19 protein-coding genes and 1 tRNA gene are annotated in these 21,190 nt (G+C 34.3%); 19 read left to right on the top strand and 1 reads right to left on the bottom strand.

The window, feature by feature from the left end; genetic code table 11:
- The first annotated feature begins 148 nt into the window (after window positions 1–148).
- The 11 genes from BED47_RS18845 to chbG all read left to right on the top strand — a co-directional run bounded on the left by BED47_RS18845 (window position 149) and on the right by chbG (window position 8,266).
- A tRNA-Arg gene (locus tag BED47_RS18845) sits at window positions 149–221 on the top strand.
- Window positions 222–427: 206 nt separating this feature from the next.
- Window positions 428–583: a hypothetical protein gene (locus BED47_RS23805; RefSeq protein ID WP_175403524.1), complete on the top strand. Its 156-nt coding sequence runs from the start codon at window positions 428–430 to the stop codon at window positions 581–583.
- Between the two features lie 313 nt (window positions 584–896).
- On the top strand, window positions 897–1,190 hold the full coding sequence (locus tag BED47_RS18840; protein ID WP_025569047.1) for a DUF6509 family protein: 294 nt from the start codon (window positions 897–899) through the stop codon (window positions 1,188–1,190).
- 333 nt (window positions 1,191–1,523) lie between these two features.
- Window positions 1,524–1,826 carry a PTS sugar transporter subunit IIB gene (locus BED47_RS18835; protein ID WP_025569048.1) on the top strand — a complete coding sequence of 101 codons (303 nt, stop codon included), beginning with the start codon at window positions 1,524–1,526 and terminating at the stop codon, window positions 1,824–1,826.
- Window positions 1,827–1,869: 43 nt separating this feature from the next.
- Window positions 1,870–3,228: a PTS sugar transporter subunit IIC gene (locus BED47_RS18830; RefSeq protein WP_025569049.1), complete on the top strand. Its 1,359-nt coding sequence runs from the start codon at window positions 1,870–1,872 to the stop codon at window positions 3,226–3,228.
- A gap of 24 nt (window positions 3,229–3,252) precedes the next feature.
- On the top strand, window positions 3,253–3,573 hold the full coding sequence (locus BED47_RS18825) for a PTS lactose/cellobiose transporter subunit IIA (protein ID WP_069034929.1): 321 nt from the start codon (window positions 3,253–3,255) through the stop codon (window positions 3,571–3,573).
- A 442-nt stretch (window positions 3,574–4,015) separates the two neighbouring features.
- A complete protein-coding gene (locus tag BED47_RS18820) occupies window positions 4,016–4,318 on the top strand; it encodes a PTS sugar transporter subunit IIB (RefSeq protein ID WP_025569051.1) in 303 nt (100 codons plus the stop codon).
- A 44-nt stretch (window positions 4,319–4,362) separates the two neighbouring features.
- Complete coding sequence (locus BED47_RS18815) at window positions 4,363–5,718, top strand: PTS sugar transporter subunit IIC (RefSeq protein ID WP_069034928.1); 1,356 nt, start codon at window positions 4,363–4,365, stop codon at window positions 5,716–5,718.
- A 22-nt stretch (window positions 5,719–5,740) separates the two neighbouring features.
- Window positions 5,741–6,061: a PTS lactose/cellobiose transporter subunit IIA gene (locus tag BED47_RS18810; RefSeq protein ID WP_029715362.1), complete on the top strand. Its 321-nt coding sequence runs from the start codon at window positions 5,741–5,743 to the stop codon at window positions 6,059–6,061.
- 72 nt (window positions 6,062–6,133) lie between these two features.
- Window positions 6,134–7,471 (top strand): 6-phospho-beta-glucosidase, encoded by a 1,338-nt coding sequence (locus tag BED47_RS18805; protein ID WP_069034927.1) that lies wholly within the window; start codon window positions 6,134–6,136, stop codon window positions 7,469–7,471.
- A 78-nt stretch (window positions 7,472–7,549) separates the two neighbouring features.
- Window positions 7,550–8,266, top strand: a complete 717-nt coding sequence (gene chbG, locus BED47_RS18800) for a chitin disaccharide deacetylase (protein ID WP_069034926.1) — start codon at window positions 7,550–7,552, stop codon at window positions 8,264–8,266.
- 569 nt (window positions 8,267–8,835) lie between these two features.
- On the opposite strand, the gene BED47_RS18795 is transcribed toward chbG, so the two are convergent.
- A complete protein-coding gene (locus BED47_RS18795) occupies window positions 8,836–11,556 on the bottom strand; it encodes a sigma 54-interacting transcriptional regulator (protein WP_069034925.1) in 2,721 nt (906 codons plus the stop codon).
- 148 nt (window positions 11,557–11,704) lie between these two features.
- Between BED47_RS18795 and rpoN the strand changes: the two genes are divergently transcribed.
- The 8 genes from rpoN (at window position 11,705) to eno (ending at window position 20,680) form a co-directional block, all read left to right on the top strand.
- Window positions 11,705–13,006, top strand: a complete 1,302-nt coding sequence (gene rpoN / locus BED47_RS18790; protein ID WP_069034924.1) for an RNA polymerase factor sigma-54 — start codon at window positions 11,705–11,707, stop codon at window positions 13,004–13,006.
- 13 nt (window positions 13,007–13,019) lie between these two features.
- Window positions 13,020–13,259: a glutaredoxin family protein gene (locus BED47_RS18785; protein ID WP_029715405.1), complete on the top strand. Its 240-nt coding sequence runs from the start codon at window positions 13,020–13,022 to the stop codon at window positions 13,257–13,259.
- 192 nt (window positions 13,260–13,451) lie between these two features.
- Window positions 13,452–14,480: a sugar-binding transcriptional regulator gene (locus BED47_RS18780; RefSeq protein WP_069034923.1), complete on the top strand. Its 1,029-nt coding sequence runs from the start codon at window positions 13,452–13,454 to the stop codon at window positions 14,478–14,480.
- Window positions 14,481–14,522: 42 nt separating this feature from the next.
- Window positions 14,523–15,530 carry a type I glyceraldehyde-3-phosphate dehydrogenase gene (gene gap / locus BED47_RS18775; protein WP_069034922.1) on the top strand — a complete coding sequence of 336 codons (1,008 nt, stop codon included), beginning with the start codon at window positions 14,523–14,525 and terminating at the stop codon, window positions 15,528–15,530.
- Window positions 15,531–15,771: 241 nt separating this feature from the next.
- Entirely contained in the window at window positions 15,772–16,953 is a 1,182-nt protein-coding gene (locus BED47_RS18770; RefSeq protein ID WP_025569249.1) for a phosphoglycerate kinase, read from the top strand.
- Between the two features lie 79 nt (window positions 16,954–17,032).
- Window positions 17,033–17,788, top strand: coding sequence for a triose-phosphate isomerase (gene tpiA / locus BED47_RS18765; protein WP_069034921.1), 756 nt, complete (start codon window positions 17,033–17,035; stop codon window positions 17,786–17,788).
- On the top strand, window positions 17,788–19,320 hold the full coding sequence (gene gpmI, locus BED47_RS18760; RefSeq protein ID WP_069034920.1) for a 2,3-bisphosphoglycerate-independent phosphoglycerate mutase: 1,533 nt from the start codon (window positions 17,788–17,790) through the stop codon (window positions 19,318–19,320). The genes tpiA and gpmI overlap by 1 nt, the downstream gene beginning before the upstream one ends.
- 64 nt (window positions 19,321–19,384) lie before the next feature.
- Entirely contained in the window at window positions 19,385–20,680 is a 1,296-nt protein-coding gene (gene eno / locus BED47_RS18755) for a phosphopyruvate hydratase (RefSeq protein WP_069034919.1), read from the top strand.
- Window positions 20,681–21,190 lie beyond the last annotated feature (510 nt).

Raw genomic sequence — 21,190 nt, 5'->3', positions numbered from 1 at the left:
AAATGCGTTCGTAGCTCAGTGGATAGAGCACGTTCGAATAAGCTACAAAGCGAAACTACAGCGCACCAATCGAGCTGCTCCTTGCAACTACCTGCTGAGATTGGGGCGACAGATACACTATACTTATTTTAATTAGATATTATATAATGCGTTCGTAGCTCAGTGGATAGAGCATCGGTTTCCGGTACCGTGTGTCGCAGGTTCGAATCCTGTCGAGCGCGCTAAAAGAATAAACCGAGCGATAAAATCTGTTAATTATCAGATATTATCGTTCGGTTTTTATTTTTCCTCCTTTAAACCCTGAATCTCAGCCTTAAATCCTACCTTTACCTTACAACTAAAGATGTATTAAAACTCCATCCAATGAAGAATGGGTTCCCTGTACTTTAATTCATATATTAAAAGTATATAAAGGGAGGTTATTCAAATGGATATGAATTCTTGGTTTCTTGAAGAAATGGCACAAATCAATAAAGATGAAATAGAAAGAGAATTAAAATTTAAAGAAACTTATAAACTGTATTCAACTTCTAAAAAGAAAAAATACTGCATCGACCTAAAAATCATTAAATTCTGTATTTAAATTAGAGAATGTTTATTATCATCTTAAATTTACTAAAAAAAGAGCTGAGTGACTTTGTATTTATAAAAATTATTCGGTTCTGTTTGCTGCTTCTATTTATTTCCTCTATCCTTTTTCCTAAATATATGATATATTACTCTTTGCGATGAGCTAATTTGAGTAAGACGAGAGATATGCGCAAGCTAAACGCGCGGATGTGGCCGCCCGGTCTCTCGCCTCAAACGCATCAAGACGTCTGCTGCGGCAGGCGTCTTTCTTTTTGTCCATTCCTTTGTGTATAATAGTACATATTAAAATTGAAGGGAATGTTTTTGTGTTAACGATTGCAGAATACACTGTAGAAGAAATAAAAGATCCATTTGGTATCATTGAAGGTGATCGATATGAGTTTATTCTTTATATCAATGTACCAGAGGATGATGAATTATTTAATGAAAAAGGTATATATATAAAAGTACTTTTTGGAGTAAATGGTGACGAGTCGAAATTAATTAAATATGATTTATATGAAGCTGAGTCAAATCAGTATTTAGATTTTGATTTGGAAGAAGATGAGGAAAAAGAAGTATTTGAATTTTGTAAAACTCATTTAACAGTTGAAGAATAATCTTAATGTGTTGTCGAATGACACACTTCGGCTAGGAGATATCCTATTTAGAGAATTTCTCAACACACTATTGTGTAATTGCAAACACAGTATCAATTGTGCCTACACACTTATAAAACACTAATATTTTAAATAAATGTTACGTTTTGAAAACCTTGATTTATCAAGGTTTTTTTGTTGTATTTTTAAAAAGATAGATTTTTTAGAATATTGGCACAGTATTTGCAATATTTAAATTGATTACACAACTTGTCTTTGTAACGCGTAATTCTTTTGTCATTATTTGTAAAATTGTAAGCGTTTCATCGGCGAGAATAATTGAGGAGGTGTAGGATGAAGATCTTATTGGTATGTTCTGCGGGAATGTCGACTAGTCTACTAGTTACAAAAATGGAACAAGCAGCTAAAGCAAAAGGAATTCAGGCAACAATATGGGCTGTTGCTGGTGATGAGGCGAAAGAAAATTTAGCTAAAGCGGATGTATTACTACTTGGTCCACAGGTTCGTTATTTAGTCTCAGAAATGAAAAAATTAGCTGAACCTAAAGGGATACCAGTAGATACAATTAATCCAGTGCATTATGGACTGATGAATGGTGAAGCTGTACTGGAAATGGCTTTAAATTTGAAAAAGTAAAACGGGGAATTAAAAATCTAGAGAGAAAAGAAGGTGTATTTGAATGATGCGTTTTGCTGAAAAGTATATAATGCCTGCTGCAGCGAAGTTTGGTAATCAACGTCATTTGTTAGCGATTCGTGATGCGTTAATTGGCATGATTGCCATTACGATGATTGGAGCTTTTGCTGTACTTATTAATAATTTAGGTGGCGCAATCCACGGCTACGACAAAATGATGGTAACAGTCTTTGGTGCAAACTGGAAAACACTAGGCAGTGATATTTGGTGGGGAACATTTGCATTTATGACAGTATTTGCTGTAGTAGGGATCGCGCATAGATTAGCTCGTTCTTATGGTGATGAAGGTTTTGAAGCAATGCTGGTTGCATTAGCGTGTTACTTCGTACTAGTTCCACAATCATTAGCTGCGGTATCAGTTACATTAAATGGTGGTAAGACAGCTACAGGTGGAACTTGGGGATTTATTAGTTGGAATTCATTAAACTCAACGGCTTTATTTACAGGAATTATCGTTGCGATTATTGCGACTGAAATTTTTGTACGTTTAGCTAGAGTGAAACAATTAGTTATTAAATTACCAGATGGCGTTCCACCAGCAGTATCAAAAGCATTTGCAAAGTTATTACCAGGTATGTTAACAATCTTTATCGTTGCATTAATTGGCTTATTGTTCAGATTATACATTTCGAATGGCGTATTCTTTAATGATTGGTTAAATTCAGTTCTTGTAAAACCATTAACTGATGCAGCAGATTCATTAGGATTTGCAGTTGCAATTGCATTTTTTGTACATTTTTTCTGGGCGCTTGGATTACATGGTCCAAATATTTTAGGAGGGATTACAACTCCTTTATTAACAACTCTAGGTAACCATAACATCGATTTATATGCAAAAGGTGTGACTGATTTAGATAAGTATTCTGTCTTAGCAGGTCCATTCTTAGACGCATTTGTATATATGGGTGGATCAGGTACTACAATCGGTTTACTTATTGCAATGTTCTTAGTTAACCGTAAACGTCATAAACAGATGATTGCTTTAGGAACACCTCCAGGATTATTTAATATTAATGAACCAATTATTTTCGGTTTACCAATCGTGTTAAACCCAGTATGGTTAATACCGTTTATCTGTACTCCAATTGTTTTAACCATTATTTCTTATTTAGCTGTTCAATCACATATTGTTTTCCCGGTTGTTTCTACAATCCCTTGGGTAACTCCACCAGTTATAGGTGGCTATTTAGCAACTGGTGGTCACTGGAGCGGTGCAGTTTTATCGCTTGTTAACGTAGTAATTTCAATCGTTATTTACTTACCGTTCGTTGTAGTAGCAGAAAGAATGGAAGCTAGAAAGTCGACAGAAACAACAACAAGTAGTAATTCATTAAATGTATAAAGAATGTGAAGGAGAAGAGTGAAAATGCCTACCGACACAAATAATGAACAAATTGCATTTCAACTTATATTACATTCCGGTAATGCTAAGAGTTTATTAATGGAAGCAATGTATAAAGCTCGTGATGGGAAGTTCGAGGAAGCCCGTAGTAAAGTAAACGAAGCGAATGCGGAACTTAAGCGAGCTCATCATTCACAAACTTCACTTATTCAAAGTGAAGCGGGTGGGCAACAATACAAAATTAATATTCTTTTAGTACATGCACAGGATCATTTAATGAACACTCTTACAACAAGAGATTTAGTAGAGGAAATTATTTACTTACATGAAAAAATTTCACTTTAATAATTGATAAAAAAAGTGGTGTAGACTAATTCTACATCACTTTTTTGATAGATTACATAGAACAAAATGTATAATTTAAGTAAGGATCGTAAAAGTGTTTTAAAACACTACAATATAGTTTATATAAATCACGACACACTAACAGGATAATAACACACTAAAACAATTTAAGAAGATTGAGGAACTATATTTAACACACTAGATGTTTTTGGTTACTTTCCTTTTTAAGTAAAGAAAAAAGATTTCATGAAGATGATTCCTTATAGGACAAGGTTTCAATGAGTAAATTATATATTTTTCAATATACCAGAAAAAGTTGGCACGCCATTTGCTATATAAAAAGTGTACAAAATAAATTAATTTGTAGTTACTTCAAGGATTTGTTTCTTACTTCAAACAAACCTGTAAGCGCTACACTAATTCTAATACTGGAGGAATCACAATGAATATTTTATTAGCTTGTTCAGCAGGAATGTCTACTAGTTTACTAGTAACTAAAATGGAGGAAGCAGCAAAAGCAAAAGGAATTGACGTAAAGATTTGGGCAGTTTCAGGTGATGCTGCAAAAGAAAATTTAGATAAAGCTGACGTTCTTTTATTAGGACCACAAGTACGTTATTTAGCTTCTGAAATGAAAAAAGTTGCCGAGCCAAAAGGGATACCAGTTGATGTAATCAATCCAGTGCATTATGGACTTATGAATGGTGAAGCGGTTTTAGAATTAGCACTTAGTTTAAAAAAATAGTCATGATCGTTGCATACATTTTAAACAAAAAGGAGTCCTAAACAATGATGAATTTTGTAGATAGATATATAATGCCAGCTGCAGCAAAGTTCGGTAACCAACGTCATTTATTAGCAATACGCGATGCGTTAATCGGGATGATTGCCATTACAATGGTCGGTTCTTTTGCAGTATTATTTAATAATTTAGGTGGAGCAATCAAAGGTTACGACAAAATGATGGAAGCTCTTTTTGGAGTAAACTGGAAGACATTAGGTGGAGACATCTGGTGGGGAACATTCGCATTTATGACTGTTTTTGCAGTTGTAGGGATTGCTTATAAATTGGCTCGTTCTTATGGTGATGAGGGATTTGAAGCAATGCTTGTCGCATTAGCATCATATTTTGTACTAGTGCCTCAATCATTAAATGCAGTAACAGTTACATTAGAAAATGGAAAAACAGCTACTGGTAGTGTTTGGGGATTAGTGAACTCTACTTATACTAATTCAACTGCACTTTTTACCGGAATAATCGTTGCCATTATCGCAACAGAAATTTTTGTTCGCTTATCAAGAGTAAAACAATTAGTTATTAAATTGCCAGATGGTGTACCACCAGCAGTTTCAAAAGCATTTGCAAAGCTATTACCAGGTATGCTAACAATCTTTGTGATTGCGATTGTTGGATTACTATTTAGACTATATTTATCAGATGGAGTCTATTTTAATGATTGGTTAAGCTCAGTTCTTGTTAAGCCATTAACAAATGCTGCAGACTCTTTACCGTTTGCAATCGGTATCGCATTCTTTATTCATTTCTTCTGGATGCTTGGCTTACATGGACCGAATATACTAGGTGGAATTACGACACCATTATTTACAGCTTTAGGAAATGAAAATATTGATTTAGCAGCAAAAGGTGTTACAAAGTGGAGTGAATATAATGTAATGGCTGGTCAGTTCTTTGATGCATTTGTATTCTTAGGTGGATCAGGTGCTACTTTAGGGTTAATCATTTCAATGATCTTAATAAATCGAAAACGTAATAAACAAATGATTGGATTAGGTGGAGCACCAGGTTTATTCCAAATTAATGAACCAGTTCTTTTCGGATTACCGATTGTGTTAAATCCAATGTGGTTAATTCCATTCATTGGCACACCAATTATCTTAACAGTTATTTCATATTTAGCAATTTCTTTAGGTATGGTTCACCCAGTAACTACGAATATTCCATGGGTAACTCCACCAATTTTAGGTGGATGGCTGATTACAGGGGGACATTGGACAGGTGCAGCCTTAGCAGCATTTAACCTAGTTATCTCGGTTGTCATCTATTTACCTTTCGTTGCACTACAAAGACGAATGGAATCTAAAAAAACTAGAGAAGCAGCAAATAATCAAAGTGCTGCTATGTAATGCAGTTTGAGGAGGATACGAAATGAGTACATTAACGACAATTGAGCAAACAGCATTCCAATTAATCTTACACGCAGGAAACGCAAAAAGCTCATTAATGGAAGGTATGCAGGCTGCTCGAGCAGGTAATTTAGAAGAAGCAAATAGTAAGATTGAAGAAGCAAAGAAAGAATTAAATCTTGCGCATCAGGCACAAACTTCATTAATTCAAGGTGAAGCACGTGGAGAGAATGTTGAATTAAGTATTTTATTAATTCATGCTCAAGATCATTTAATGAATGCATTAACGATGAGAGATTTAGTAACAGAAATAATTTTCCTACATGAGAAATTAAATAAATAAGAGAAAATAGAAAAGTAGTTTCCTAGTATCATCGGGCTACTTTTCTCCTATCATATAGAAGGAGTGAAGAAAATGAGAAACGGTATTAAAATAGCAACAATTGGTGGCGGTTCAAGTTATACTCCAGAATTAGTTGAAGGATTTATTAAACGTTATGATGAACTACCTGTAAGAGAGTTATGGTTAGTGGACATTGAAGAAGGTAGAGAAAAACTTGAAATCGTTGGAAACCTTGCGAAAAGAATGGTAGAAAAAGCAGGAGTACCGATGGAAATTCATTTAACACTTGATCGACGTGCTGCTCTTAAAGATGCTGATTTTGTCACAACACAATTTCGTGTAGGTTTACTTGAAGCTCGTATGAAGGATGAGCGTATTCCTTTAAAATATGGGGTAATTGGACAAGAAACTAATGGTCCAGGTGGTCTATTTAAAGCACTTCGTACAATTCCGGTTATTTTAGATATCGTTAAGGATATTGAAGAGCTTTGTCCAAATGCTTGGCTAGTAAACTTTACGAATCCTACAGGTATTTTAACAGAAGCGATTTTAAGATACACAGATTTCCGTAAAGTAGTAGGTTTATGTAATGTACCAATTCATATTCACATGAACATTGCAAAAGGTCTAGGGGTAGAAGCTGAGCGTGTGCACATTGATTTTATGGGATTAAATCATATGGTTTACGGAACGAAAGTATTATTAGATGGTGAAGATGTAACAAGTCGTGTTGTAAGTGAGTTTGCACGCCCTGCTGAAAGTATGACGATGCAAAATATTAAGGCAATGGATTGGAATCCTGATTTTATTGAAGCACTTGGAGCGATTCCATGTCCGTATCATCGTTACTACTATCAAACGAAAGTAATGCTAGAGGAAGAACTGGAAGCAGCGAAAAAAGATGGAACGCGTGCTGAGGTTGTGAAAAAATTAGAAGAATCATTATTCGAATTATATAAAGATCCTAATTTAAATATTAAGCCACCACAATTAGAAAAACGTGACGGAGCTTATTATAGTGATGCTGCATGTCGATTAATTTCATCTTTATATAACAATAAAGGTGATATCCAACCTGTTAACACAATGAATAATGGTGCAATTGCATCAATTCCAGATGATTGTGCTGTTGAAGTAAGTGCTGTTATTACAAAAGATGGTCCAAAACCGCTTACGATGGGTGACTTACCGGTTGCAGTACGCGGTTTAGTTCAACAAATTAAATCATTCGAACGTGTTGCTGCGGAAGCTGGAGTAACAGGGGATTATAAAACAGCATTACTTGCTATGTGTATTAACCCTCTAGTTGGATCTGATAATTTAGCAAAACAAATTCTAGATGAAATGTTAGAGGCTCACAAAGAGCATTTACCTCAATTCTTTAAAAACGAAAAAGTAGCAGCGAATTAACGATTAAAAAGAGGGATGTAGCTCGATTGAAAGAGTGCATCCCTTTTTATCATCCTAAAAGAAAAAGGAGAATGAATGATGAAGAAGCTAATTGTAAATGCAGATGATTTCGGGTACTCAAAAGGTGTAAATTATGGCATTATTGAAGCACATTTGAATGGAATAGTGAACTCCGCGACTATGATGATGAATATGTATGCGGTAGAGCATGGAATTGAAATAGCAAAATTACATCCTACATTAGGATTAGGTGTACATCTTGTATTAACTGCGGGCAAACCTTTATTAACAGATCTACAAACAATTGTAGATCAAAATGGGGATTTCCTTAAAAATAGTTACTGGTATGACAATCCCGTTATTAATGTTGAAGAAGTTGAAAAGGAATGGGATGCTCAAATTCAAAAGTTTCTTTCTTATGGATTGAATCCTTCACATCTAGATAGTCATCACCATGTACACATGATTCCAATTCTACATCCAGTAATTGCAAAATTATCTCAAAAGTATGATCTTCCAGTCCGTATTTCTCCAAAGAGTCAAATAGACGGAATCACACCTTTCACGGATCAATTATTAACTGATTTTTATGGTAGTGATATTCCATTAAACTATTTTGAGACAATAGAAGACAGAATAAATAAAAATGTTGAGTCAGTAGAGGTTATGGTACATCCAGCATTAGTCGATAATCATTTAAAAAATGGTACATCCTATTGCTTTGAGAGATTAACAGAACTAGACATTTTAACGAACTCAAAACTTCCTGAGGGAGTAGAGCTAGTAAAGTATTAATATAGAATAAAAAGCCAGTTCCTTTCATCGAAGTAACTGGCATTAGAGTATTGAAATATAAAATGGTCAATAGGGAAACAGACATTAAATTGAACTTATTTATGATGAAATGATCATTTTTTGGATGATTTATTAATGGTTATAAATGTTAATATTGAGCAATTTCACGATTTCAATAATCACTAGTAATGATTTTTTTCAGAGGTTAAAAATATTATGAGCTAATTTTTAGAAAAACAAATTCAGTTGATTAGTTTAATTAAAGTTCGATATTAGTTGACCTACAAACTGATTAATACACAACAGTTAGATTATTCTAAGTAAAGGCTATTTGATTATGATTTTATTGGAGACTTTTTTCGATGAATAAGTTGATTGGAGCGGAGGAGTGCTCGACTCCTATGGGATTAGCGGGAAGGCTAAAGAATCTCGCCCCATGGAAAGCGAGCATCCTGTTGTGGAAATCAACATCACTCTACTCCTTTTACGAAAATTTGGTAATTTAATTGACAGGGATGTTTTTCAACAGAGTAAAGCCAGTTCCTTCATCGAAGTAACTGGCTTTTTACTTATTTTATATAAAAGTCTTCATCTAACCTACTTATATCGTTTCTAGAATAAAATTCCATTAAATAACATATTTCATCATCAGGTATGATAATGTCACAAGCATCCTCAATTTGTTGCATTATTTTTTTAATTTTTAAATATAGCATATAGTCACTATTTATTTTATCTTCTTTATCTTTAAATGGGATTAGAGGCTGTGAGTTTTGAATCCGATCAATCATGCAACTCATATGAATAACAATTCCCATTAGATCCTCATTTTTGAAAAATTTGTCTGTTTGGACTTGTATATCATTTAAGGCACGTCTAATCACACTAATTACTTTTTTAGCATCCTTTAAAGAAATAGTCTCTTGTAGTGTTTCAGCCATTTTTAAATACGTTTCTTCATAAGTTATCAATTCTTGTATTGTCTTTGTTGCTTTCATATTTAATACATCCTGTAAATGAAACGTATTAAATGGAACATTTATATCAAAATTTGAAACAATACAAACGATACTTCGTTCTTTAGATATATCATTTAACATTTTTTGTAATTCGTCTTTATTTAAAAGGCTAATTGGCACAATTTCTAGCATCTCTTTATCATAGACCAAGTTATTCGCTAGTATATTTTTAATGGCTATTGCACTTCCCTGACCAGTCAGACATGCAGTTAAAATGACAGAACGATTAAATTCAGGTTGTTTCGTTTTATTTGAATGAGAATTGATGAAGAAAGTAGTTAAGTTTCTTACATCCTGATAAAGCTCGTCTAAATTATAACCTAGTGTTGCTTTTCTAGAAGCTTCGATTACATGTGCAGTACTTACCATTTGAATCACGCGTACAGGAATTGAAAATTCAGCTTCAATTATGTCGCCGATATAAGATAGTGATCCCATATCAATACAAAGTAGAATTCCATTTAATTTACCTAAAGATTTAATATAATCTTTTACTCGAATTAAAAAATCTTGTGGTGGTTCACTTAATGGCATATCGATTCCAATAACTTCCTCGTTTTCTAACAGTTCATTTGTTACATTCGCCATTTCTTTAGCAATACCGTTACCATGAGCTAATACAATTACTTTTACATTGGAGCTAGTCACTTTAAAATCTTCGTTTCCATATACAAAAAACATCGTTATAAATGCTACTTCATCAAATGGGATTGAAACATTTGAGAAATCTTCAATCATTTTTACACATTCAATTGAAACGGAAAACTCATTCTTATATTGCTCTCGGATTTGCGTTATATTTGGATGATAAATTTTCTTGTTTGACTGTATACGTTGTAATAAGGTTTGAATGTGTAGGCTAAGTGCAACGAGTATTTTTTCATTAAATCTCTTGTTTAATTTTTCTTCTGCTAGTTTTAGTACCTTTTCACTTAATGTAACGATTTCAGGCTTGATTATTTTTGAGACATTTTCTTTACTAGATAGTTTACGATTAATAGAAGTTAAATAATGCGTAAAATAGCTTTCAATATCGTTTTCCATTAGTAAGGATAACTCGTCCTGAGCTACGCCACGTTGTTTCAGTTCTTCATACTTCGTATCAATTCGGTCATAAATTGTATCTGCAGAATGATCCAATTGGTGGTTACTGGTTATACCTTTTGTTGGTGAAAATTCAAAATGCTCGTTTAAAAGTGTAACCGCATGCTTCACTTTTTTTTCAATGAATAAGCCTTCCTTCACATACCAGTTCAAATCAGTGCTGTAAATTCGTATTTTGTCATGTTTATGAGTAATAAAATCTGCGTAAGCCTTTGCACAAGCTAATTGAATGTCGGCTTTAAGTTGTCCGATATTGTTTTGACACGGATAAAATAGAAATGAGCGAATAGTATTTGCACTTACAACGATCTCTTTTCCTAGCCGAACACTTTCTTCCGTGAAAAAACGTTTAATCAGTGTCAGTCTCTCTTCATATGTACGATCACGAAGAGCTGGCAAGGTAATGACCATAGGGATCCGTCGCGTAAATGTAGATAATAAAGTGGACTCGGGATCCTCTGTTGTTGCTGAAATGATTAATACATTCGATGTTCGCTCGTTTTCTGTCTCACCTAGTCTTCTATACAACTTATAATCAATGAACGTAAATAACATTTCTTGACCTTCAGGAGTAAGTCGATGAACCTCATCTAAAAATAATATTCCGTTATTTGCTTTCTCGAGTAGACCTTTTTGTTCTGTTGCACCTGTATAAGCACCTTTTCTAACACCGAAAAGCTGGCCTAATAATAGTTGTGGATTATTTGCATAGTCTGCGCAATTAAAAATAATGAATGGAGAATCCTTTTCTAAAACATTTGAACGGATTGCGTAATCATGCATTCTTTTAGCAAAAGCAGATTTACCAACACCAGTCTCACCGAGTATTAATGTATGCATACCATTTGGTGGATAGAGAATAGCTGATCTTGCTTTTTCGATGGCAGGTCTTAAACTAATATTTTCTTCATAAAAATATCCATATTTATAGTCTGAACTTGCGATCTTAATTTGAGATTGGTTCGTTTGTTGTAATGTATGAGATAGGAGCTTAAATACGACAGGTCTAGAATTTGTTTTAATTAATAATTCTTCTTTAACTAATTTATTTAAATCACTGCTAACGTTTGCTCTATCTAAACCGAGCTTTTGAGCAATATTATTAGCAGTAAAGCCTTGCTCCTTACTTTGAAGAAAAACTTCATAAATCTGATTTTTTCTGTTCATAATGGCCCACCCATCATAAAGAGTTGTATACTTTTACTATACAGGAAAAAGTAAACGTTTTCACTATATTTAAATTAGTACAACAATTCGTCAAGTACTATGAAAAAGTTAAATATCGAGTAAAATAGTAATAAGGGAGTGAAGTAGTATGGAAATGAATTTAATGCAAAAACAATCATTGAAACTTGCAATGACTCAGGAACTACGACAAGCCATTACAATGCTTCAATTTAATGCCCAAGAACTTACAGATTTTTTATTTGAGCAATCATTAGAAAATCCCTTAATTGAAGTCGAAACTCCTTATAACGATTACACTTCTTCAAAAATCAAACAACAAACTACTTCCAGCGGACAAGGAATGGAGTTATATACTCGAAGAACAGAAACATTACAAGAAGAACTTGTTAGTCAGTTAAATGAGTTGAAAATTGATAATGAGGAATATAAAATTATAAAATATTTAATTTATAACTTAGATAAAAATGGATTTTTAATGGAATCAGATGAAGAGCTTATACACGAATTAAATATTTCATTCGTTCAATTACAAATCTGCATTGATACACTTCAACGTTTTGAACCCTCAGGAGTTGGTGCAAGATCCGTTAAAGAGTGCTTATTAATTCAACTAAATGGCCTTGAAGTTGACACAACAATTGCAAAACAGGTCATTAAAGATTATTTTGATCTATTTGTTAATAAAAACTGGAAAGAAATAGCGAAGAAACTTAAGATTAGCTTACCCGATTTACAAAAGCAAATTGACTTAATTTTAACCCTTCAGCCAAGACCAGGTTTAAATTATTTCCAAGACCAAGTAAATTATGTAGCACCTGATTTATCAGTTGAAAAAATAGGTGGGGAATTCGTTGTACTGATTAATGATAAAATTATGCCTCGTTTAAAAGTACTTAATGAATATTCTTCAATTTTAAATGGTCAACATGAGAAGGAAGTTTCAACTTATTTAAAGGACAAAAATACGCAAGTTAACTGGTTAATGAAAAGCTTGGAAGAACGAAAATCAACTATGTTAGCAGTAATGAATTGTATTCTTCGAAAGCAAATTGCTTTTTTTGAAAAAGGTCCCGCAAATTTAAAAACTCTTACTTTAAAAGAGATAGCGGAAGAACTTTCATTACATGAATCGACGATTAGCCGTACATGTAAAAACAAATATGTACAGACACCGTTTGGTTTATATGAAATGAAAAAATTCTTCCATCAAGGTGTAAGTGTAGATGGTGAGGAGCTTGCATCAACGAGTGTACAGGTATTCATCAAGCAACTAGTTGATGAAGAAAACAAAGAAAAACCATTTTCAGATCAAAAGCTAGTAAAATTATTAGCTGAAAAACACGGAGTAGAAATCTCAAGAAGAACAGTAGCTAAATATAGAGATATACTGAGAATTCCTGGTTCATCAAAACGAAAGCGCTTTAGTTAAAAAGGAGAATGGGATGTCGATTAAGTTAACTTTATTTACAAAAGAGAATTGTGGATTATGCGAAGAAGCAAAAGATGCAATTCGCTTGGTTCAATCTGAATATGAAATCGATGTAAATGAAATTGATATTTATTCTGATGATGCATTATTAGAGGAGTATCAACTAATGATTCCTGTTATTCAAATTAATGGGGAAACTGTTGCATACGGAAAAATTCATAAGATTGACATATTAAATGCCATAAATGGGTAGTTATCAGTTGAAAGAAATGAATGACCCTGTTACAATATAAATGTAGCAGGGTTATTTCACTTCTGGAGTAAGTCTTGTTCAAAAAAACAACGTTGCAAAACGCTGTAATTTTTTTAAAACAAGCGGGACATAATATGTCATAGTGGGACACATTTAGACCCAAGTGAATACTCTGTGAAAGAGGAGATGAAAATGAACCATATTTTAAAGCTACAACAAAAATTATTACCTGATCTAATACCCGTTATCCAAAAAAGATTTCAAATCCTACAATATATACGAATTATGCAGCCGATCGGTCGAAGGAATTTGTCTGCTAGCGTAGGATTGACAGAAAGAGTACTTAGATCAGAAGTTGCTTTATTAAAAGAGCAAAGACTGATTAATGTCGCATCTTCTGGAATGACATTAACGGATGAAGGACTAAGCTTACTTCTAGACCTAGAAGAACCAATGCGTGAACTATTCGGTTTGAAAAATATCGAAGACTTGCTTAAGGAAACATTTAATCTTAAGGAAGTAATCGTTGTTTCAGGCGATAGTGACGAGCTGGACTGGGTAAAAAAGGAGATGGGTCGAGCGGCTGTTGGCTGTATAAACCAAAGGATAGAAACAAATAATATTGTTGCTGTTACTGGTGGTTCCACTTTAGCTGCCGTAGCTGAAATGATGAATGATGATTCTAAAGATCTAAATACCTTATTTGTTCCAGCGCGAGGCGGTTTAGGTGAAGAAGTAAGAAATCAAGCAAATACGATTTGTGCAAAAATGGCTGAAATGGCAAAAGGTAATTATCGATTACTTCACTTGCCAGATGAACTTAGTGAAGAGGCCTATATAACTATGATGGAAGAACCAAGAGTAAAAGAGGTTCTAAATTTAATTCGATCTTCTTCTATTGTCGTACACGGCATTGGAGATGCATTTACGATGGCTAAACGAAGACAATCTTCATCAGAACAGTTAGAAATCTTAACTGAATCTGAAGCTGTAGGAGAGGCATTTGGATATTACTTTAATGAAAATGGTGAAGTTGTTTACAGAGTAAGAACAATCGGTTTACAACTTAATGAATTGGAGAATATACCTTATGTTCTAGGAGTAGCTGGTGGATCTTCTAAAGCAAAAGCAATGGCTTCTTTCTTAAAGAAAGGTCATGTAAACATCCTCGTCACAGACGAAGGAGCAGCAAGAGAGTTAATTAAAGGATGTACCCTTTAAAATAAAAAAAAGCTTCTACCTATTAAAAGGAGGAAATTAAAAATGGCAACTAAAATTGGTATTAATGGATTTGGACGTATCGGACGTATGGTTTTCCGCGCAGCTTTAAACAACCCAAATGTAGAGGTTGTAGCAATTAATGACTTAACAGATGCTAAAACATTAGCTCACTTATTAAAATATGATTCAGTTCACGGTTCAGTAAACGCTGAAGTAGCAGTTAATGGCGATTCAATCGTTGTAAACGGAAGCGAAATTAAAGTAATTGCTGAGCGTGACCCAGCAGCTTTACCTTGGAGCGATTACGGAGTAGAAGTTGTAGTAGAATCTACTGGTCGTTTCACAGATAAAAAAGATGCTGAAAAACACTTAGGTGGATCAGTTAAAAAAGTTATCATCTCTGCACCAGCTTCTAATGAAGATATCACGATCGTAATGGGTGTAAATGATGACAAATACGATGCTGCTAGCCACAATGTAATTTCTAATGCTTCTTGTACAACTAACTGTTTAGCTCCATTTGCTAAAGTATTAGACGAAAAATTCGGTATCAAACGTGGTATGATGACAACTGTTCACTCTTACACAAATGACCAACAAATTCTAGATTTACCACACAAAGATTTACGTCGTGCACGTGCTGCTGCAATGAGCATGATCCCAACAACTACTGGTGCTGCTAAAGCAGTTTCATTAGTATTACCTCAATTAAAAGGTAAATTAAATGGTGGTGCTGTACGTGTACCAACTGCTAACGTATCTTTAGTTGACTTAGTAGTAGAATTAAATGCTGAAGTTACTGCTGAAGAAGTAAATGCTGCATTTAAAGCTGCTTCTGAAGGAGAATTAAAAGGTATCTTAGGATATTCTGAAGAGCCATTAGTATCAATCGACTATAACGGTTGCTCAAACTCATCTACAATCGATGCATTATCTACAATGACTATGGAAGGCAATATGGTTAAAATCCTTTCTTGGTACGATAATGAAACTGGTTACTCAACTCGTGTAGTTGACTTAGTAGCTCACATCGCTTCAAAAGGTCTATAATTTTAATAAAAATTAATATGAGGGCGAGGGGATTTTCCTCCCCTCTTTTGTTTGATAAAAATCCTCTTTTGTCACTAATCCAACACAATATTAAAAAATACTCTAGAAATAAATTCCAATTGATGTACATAATCTGTTAAAATTGCGGTGACAATATCACAGAATAGATACGACTTTGTATGAGACGGATCGACCAGTGAAATTGAATGGATGAATAAAAACAGTACTGGAGGCACCTACTATGAACAAAAAGTCATTACATGACATCGATGTAAAAGGGAAACGCGTATTTTGCCGTGTAGATTTCAACGTACCAATGGCAAATGGTGAAGTAACAGATGATACTCGTATTCGTGCTGCTCTTCCTACGATTCAGTATTTAATAGAAAATGGAGCAAAAGTTATTTTAGCATCTCACTTAGGACGCCCAAAAGGACAAGTAAATGAAGATATGCGTTTAAATGCTGTTGCTACACGTTTAAGTGAAAAATTAGGTAAAAACGTTATTAAAACTGATGAAGCATACGGACCAAAAGTTCAAGAAGAAATTAGCAAAATGAGCGAAGGCGATGTTTTATTATTAGAAAACGTTCGTTTCTACCCAGGCGAAGAGAAAAATGATGAAGCTCTAGCAAAAGAATTTGCTTCTTTAGCTGATGTATATGTAAATGATGCTTTTGGTGCTGCACACCGTGCACATGCTACAACTGCTGGTATTGCTAAATTTATTCCTGCGGTAGCTGGCTTCTTAATGGAAAAAGAAATAAGCGTTTTAGGTAAAGCACTTTCTAATCCAGAGCGCCCATTTACAGCTATTATCGGTGGAGCGAAAGTTCGAGATAAAATTAGTGTAATTGAAAACTTATTAGATAAAGTAGATAACTTAATTATTGGTGGCGGTCTAGCTTATACATTCTTAAAAGCTAAAGGCTATGAAATTGGTCAATCTCTTTTAGAAGAAGATAAAATTGATTTAGCAAATGAATTTATGCAAAAAGCCGAAGCTAAAGGCGTTAAATTCTATATGCCAATTGATGCAATTATTGCTGACAAATTCGGTGAAGATGCTAATACACAACAGGTTGATATTGATAGCATTCCAGCAGATTGGCAAGCCCTTGATATTGGACCAAAAACAACTGCTCTGTATGCAGATGTCATTAATAGCTCTAAATTAGTCATTTGGAATGGACCTATGGGTGTATTTGAAATCGATAAATTTGCACAGGGAACTAAAGGTGTGGCACAAGCATTAGCAGATTCTGACGCATACTCAATTATCGGTGGCGGAGACTCAGCTGCTGCTGCTGAAAAATTCGGCTTAGCAGATAAAATGAGCCATATTTCTACTGGTGGCGGTGCTTCATTAGAATTTATGGAAGGTAAAGAACTTCCTGGAGTTGCATTATTAAACGATAAATAATTCGAATAGCTTTACAATATTTAGTAATTGAAATAGAGTAAGATGTTATGTCTTACCAATTGTTAGGAAGGTGTTTCTCATGCGTAAACCAATTATCGCAGGTAACTGGAAAATGAATAAGACGCTTAACGAAGCGATGACATTCGTTGAAGAAGTAAAAAATAGCATTCCATCATCTGATAAAGTAGATTCAGCAGTTTGTGCTCCTGCATTATTTATCGCACCTATGTTATATGGTGTAAAAGGAACTGAATTAAAAATTGGTTCTCAAAATGTAAGTAATCAAGATAGTGGAGCTTATACTGGAGAAATTAGCCCAGTAGCACTTAAAGATTTAGGTGTAACTTATGCTATTATTGGACATTCAGAACGACGTGAATATTATGGCGAAACAGATGAGTTTATTAATAGTAAAACAAAAAAAGCTTTTGAACATGGACTTACACCAATTCTTTGCTGTGGCGAAACGCTTGAAGAACGTGAAGGTGGCAAATTTGAGGAAGTTATCCGTACTCAATTAACAGCTGATCTTGCAGGTCTTACAGATGAGCAAGTAAAGAATTTAGTCATTGCATATGAACCAATTTGGGCAATTGGAACAGGAAAATCTGCTACAGAAAAAGATGCACAAGATTCATGTAAATTTGTTCGTGATGTTGTAGAAAGCCTTTATAATGAAACTGTTGCAGAAGCTGTACGTGTACAATATGGCGGCAGTGTAAAACCTGAAAACATTAAAGAATATATGGCTCAACCTGATATTGACGGTGCGTTAGTAGGTGGAGCAAGCTTAGAACCAGCTTCTTTCCTTGCATTATTGGAGGCTGTTAAGTAATGAGTAAACAACCAGTAGCGTTAATTATCCTAGATGGATTTGGTTTGCGTGATGAAACATTTGGAAATGCTGTTGCACAAGCGAAGAAACCAAATTATGATAGATATTGGAATAAATATCCTCACGCACAATTAACTGCTAGCGGTGAAGCAGTAGGTCTACCTGAAGGACAAATGGGTAATTCTGAAGTAGGTCATTTAAATATTGGCGCGGGACGTATTGTTTATCAAAGCTTAACGCGTGTAAATAAGGCAATTCGTGAAGGCGAATTCGAAAAAAATGATACATTCATCGATGCAATTAAAAGTGCAAAAGAAAAAGATAAAGCATTACATATTTTTGGTCTACTGTCTGATGGTGGTATTCACAGCCATATTAATCACATGTTTGCTTTATTAAAATTAGCTGCTGAAGAAGGAATGAAAAAGGTATATGTACATGCATTCCTTGATGGACGTGATGTTGGTCCAACTACAGCTAAAAAATATATCGATCAAACGGAAGCAAAGTTTAAAGAATATGGTGTCGGAGAATTTGCAACAATTTCTGGCCGTTATTATTCCATGGACCGTGACAAACGTTGGGATCGTGTAGAAAAATGCTATTGTGCAATGGTTTATGGAGAAGGACCAACTTATACAAGCCCGTATGAATTAATTGAAGATTCGTATGCGAACGGTATCCATGATGAATTCGTATTACCTTCTGTAATGTTAAAAGAAGATGGTACTCCAGTTGCAACAATAAGTGATGAAGATTCAATCATCTTCTACAACTTCCGACCTGACCGTGCAATTCAAATTTCAAATGTATTTACAAACGATGATTTCCGTGACTTTGATCGTGGAAGTAAGTTCCCGAAAAATGTTCATTTCGTTTGTTTAACACATTTTAGCGAAACAGTACAAGGTTATGTAGCATTTAAACCAACAAACCTAGATAACACTTTAGGTGAAGTTCTGGCTCAAAATAACTTAAAACAATTACGAATTGCTGAAACGGAAAAGTATCCACACGTTACATTTTTCTTTAGTGGAGGCCGTGAAGCAGAGTTCCCAGGTGAAGAACGTATTTTAATTAACTCGCCAAAAGTTGCGACTTACGATTTGAAACCTGAAATGAGTGCTTATGAAGTAAAAGATGCATTACTTAAAGAAATTGCCGCAGACAAGCATGATGTAATCATCTTAAACTTTGCAAATCCAGATATGGTAGGACATTCAGGAAAACTTGAGCCGACAATTAAAGCAATTGAAGCGGTTGATGAATGTTTAGGAGAAGTAGTTGATGCAATTCTAGCTAAAGGCGGAAAAGCAATCATTACAGCTGACCATGGAAATGCTGATGAGGAAATTACACCAGAGGGTGAACCTATGACAGCTCACACGACTAACCCTGTACCAGTTATTGTTACTGAAGAAGGTATTACGTTACGTGAAGATGGTATTTTAGGTGATTTAGCTCCAACTGTTCTTGATTTATTAAAAGTAGAACTTCCAAAAGAAATGACTGGTAAATCACTTATTAAATAAGTGATCAGTTAATATAAAAAGTTTTTAATTATGCGTATAACGCAACAAAAGGAGAGATTTTATTATGTCAATGATTATTGATGTTTATGCTCGCGAAGTATTAGATTCTCGTGGTAACCCTACTGTTGAAGTAGAAGTTTATACAGAAGATGGTGGCTTTGGCCGTGCACTAGTACCAAGTGGTGCTTCAACTGGTGAATATGAAGCTGTTGAATTACGTGATGGAGACAAATCTCGTTACCTTGGTAAAGGTGTTGAGAAAGCTGTAGCTAACGTTAATGATATTTTAGCTGAAGAAATCGTAGGATTCGAAGTAACTGATCAAGTTTCAATCGACCGTCGTATGATTGAGCTAGATGGTACTGAAAACAAAGGTAAATTAGGCGCTAACGCAATCCTAGGTGTATCTATGGCAGTAGCTCGTGCAGCAGCTGATGAATTAGGTTTACCATTATACCAATACCTTGGTGGATTTAATGCGAAGCAATTACCAGTTCCAATGATGAACATCATCAACGGTGGTTCTCATGCTGATAATAACGTAGACTTTCAAGAATTCATGATCTTACCTGTAGGTGCTGAAAGCTTTAAAGAAGCAATTCGTATGGGTACTGAAATTTTCCACAACCTAAAAGCTGTACTACATGACAAAGGTTTAAACACAGCTGTAGGTGACGAAGGTGGATTCGCTCCAAACCTTGGTTCAAACCGTGAAGCTTTAGAAGTAATCATGGAAGCAATTGATAAATCTGGTTACAAAGCTGGAGAGCAAGTATTCTTAGGAATGGACGTTGCTTCTTCTGAATTCTTTAACAAAGAAACTGGTAAATACGATCTTGCTGGTGAAGGACGCACTGGCGTATCTTCAGCAGAAATGGTTGATTTCTACGAGCAACTTTGCAATGATTTCCCAATCCTTTCAATTGAAGATGGTTTAGATGAAAATGACTGGGATGGTCACAAATTATTAACAGAACGTTTAGGTAACCGAGTACAATTAGTAGGTGACGATTTATTCGTTACAAACACTAAAAAATTAGCTGAAGGTATTGAAAAAGGTATCGCAAACTCAATCCTAATCAAAGTTAACCAAATCGGTACATTAACTGAAACTTTCGATGCAATCGAAATGGCTAAACGTGCAGGTTACACAGCAGTAGTTTCTCACCGTTCTGGTGAAACTGAAGATAGCACAATCGCTGATATCGCAGTTGCTACAAACGCTGGTCAAATTAAAACAGGTTCTGCTTCTCGTACAGACCGTATTGCTAAATACAACCAATTATTACGTATTCAAGACGAGTTAGGCGACAGCGCAGTATACCAAGGATTAAAATCTTTCTACAACTTAAGAAAATAATTTTATCAAAACTAAGTGCATTAACAAAAAAATAATCCATTATAGACACGTTAAAAAGAGAAGGATCGTCACCTTCTCTTTTTTTTGCATTAAAAACACAGTTTAAAATCTTTTCTTTTTAATTAAATACCAAATTCTACATGTTCTAATAATAGCAATGAATATACTTGAAATATCTGATTAAATCGTTTGAAAGAGCAAATTTCATTGGTTGCTCCTAATTTATGTAGTAAATAGTATTAATCATAGATATTCTGACTATATCTTGCAGAGTTTTTTTAGGAATAACTAGTTGATATGTGAACAAATTTAGTTGAAAAATATGCAATGATCAGTTTCAATTACATTTTTTAACTGTAGATAAATAAAAAAATAGATTGATTATTAAAGGATTTTAATGTTAATATAAGAATATATGTTCTAGATAACTAAGAATGTACGTTCCTGTCTTGGCGGTTAACTGTAAATTTTTTATACAATTTTTGTTTTCAAGTAATTGAAAAAAGAGGA

The organism is Gottfriedia luciferensis, from assembly GCF_001712755.1.
In the GTDB taxonomy this organism is placed as follows: domain Bacteria; phylum Bacillota; class Bacilli; order Bacillales; family Bacillaceae_G; genus Gottfriedia; species Gottfriedia luciferensis_B.
This window is presented reverse-complemented; position numbering and strand designations above follow the sequence as displayed.

What these genes read in the sequence shown, in the direction of transcription:
- BED47_RS18810 (WP_029715362.1), top strand. Translation starts at nt 5,741, where the DNA reads ATGAGTACATTAACGACAATTGAGCAAACAGCATTCCAATTAATCTTA.
- BED47_RS18830 (WP_025569049.1), top strand. Translation starts at nt 1,870, where the DNA reads ATGATGCGTTTTGCTGAAAAGTATATAATGCCTGCTGCAGCGAAGTTT.
- BED47_RS18825 (WP_069034929.1), top strand. Translation starts at nt 3,253, where the DNA reads ATGCCTACCGACACAAATAATGAACAAATTGCATTTCAACTTATATTA.
- BED47_RS18780 (WP_069034923.1), top strand. Translation starts at nt 13,452, where the DNA reads ATGAACCATATTTTAAAGCTACAACAAAAATTATTACCTGATCTAATA.
- BED47_RS18785 (WP_029715405.1), top strand. Translation starts at nt 13,020, where the DNA reads ATGTCGATTAAGTTAACTTTATTTACAAAAGAGAATTGTGGATTATGC.
- rpoN (WP_069034924.1), top strand. Translation starts at nt 11,705, where the DNA reads ATGGAAATGAATTTAATGCAAAAACAATCATTGAAACTTGCAATGACT.
- BED47_RS18815 (WP_069034928.1), top strand. Translation starts at nt 4,363, where the DNA reads ATGATGAATTTTGTAGATAGATATATAATGCCAGCTGCAGCAAAGTTC.
- BED47_RS18835 (WP_025569048.1), top strand. Translation starts at nt 1,524, where the DNA reads ATGAAGATCTTATTGGTATGTTCTGCGGGAATGTCGACTAGTCTACTA.
- BED47_RS18820 (WP_025569051.1), top strand. Translation starts at nt 4,016, where the DNA reads ATGAATATTTTATTAGCTTGTTCAGCAGGAATGTCTACTAGTTTACTA.
- BED47_RS18795 (WP_069034925.1), bottom strand. Translation starts at nt 11,556, where the DNA reads ATGAACAGAAAAAATCAGATTTATGAAGTTTTTCTTCAAAGTAAGGAG.
- gpmI (WP_069034920.1), top strand. Translation starts at nt 17,788, where the DNA reads ATGAGTAAACAACCAGTAGCGTTAATTATCCTAGATGGATTTGGTTTG.
- chbG (WP_069034926.1), top strand. Translation starts at nt 7,550, where the DNA reads ATGAAGAAGCTAATTGTAAATGCAGATGATTTCGGGTACTCAAAAGGT.
- BED47_RS18805 (WP_069034927.1), top strand. Translation starts at nt 6,134, where the DNA reads ATGAGAAACGGTATTAAAATAGCAACAATTGGTGGCGGTTCAAGTTAT.
- BED47_RS18770 (WP_025569249.1), top strand. Translation starts at nt 15,772, where the DNA reads ATGAACAAAAAGTCATTACATGACATCGATGTAAAAGGGAAACGCGTA.
- gap (WP_069034922.1), top strand. Translation starts at nt 14,523, where the DNA reads ATGGCAACTAAAATTGGTATTAATGGATTTGGACGTATCGGACGTATG.
- tpiA (WP_069034921.1), top strand. Translation starts at nt 17,033, where the DNA reads ATGCGTAAACCAATTATCGCAGGTAACTGGAAAATGAATAAGACGCTT.
- eno (WP_069034919.1), top strand. Translation starts at nt 19,385, where the DNA reads ATGTCAATGATTATTGATGTTTATGCTCGCGAAGTATTAGATTCTCGT.
- BED47_RS23805 (WP_175403524.1), top strand. Translation starts at nt 428, where the DNA reads ATGGATATGAATTCTTGGTTTCTTGAAGAAATGGCACAAATCAATAAA.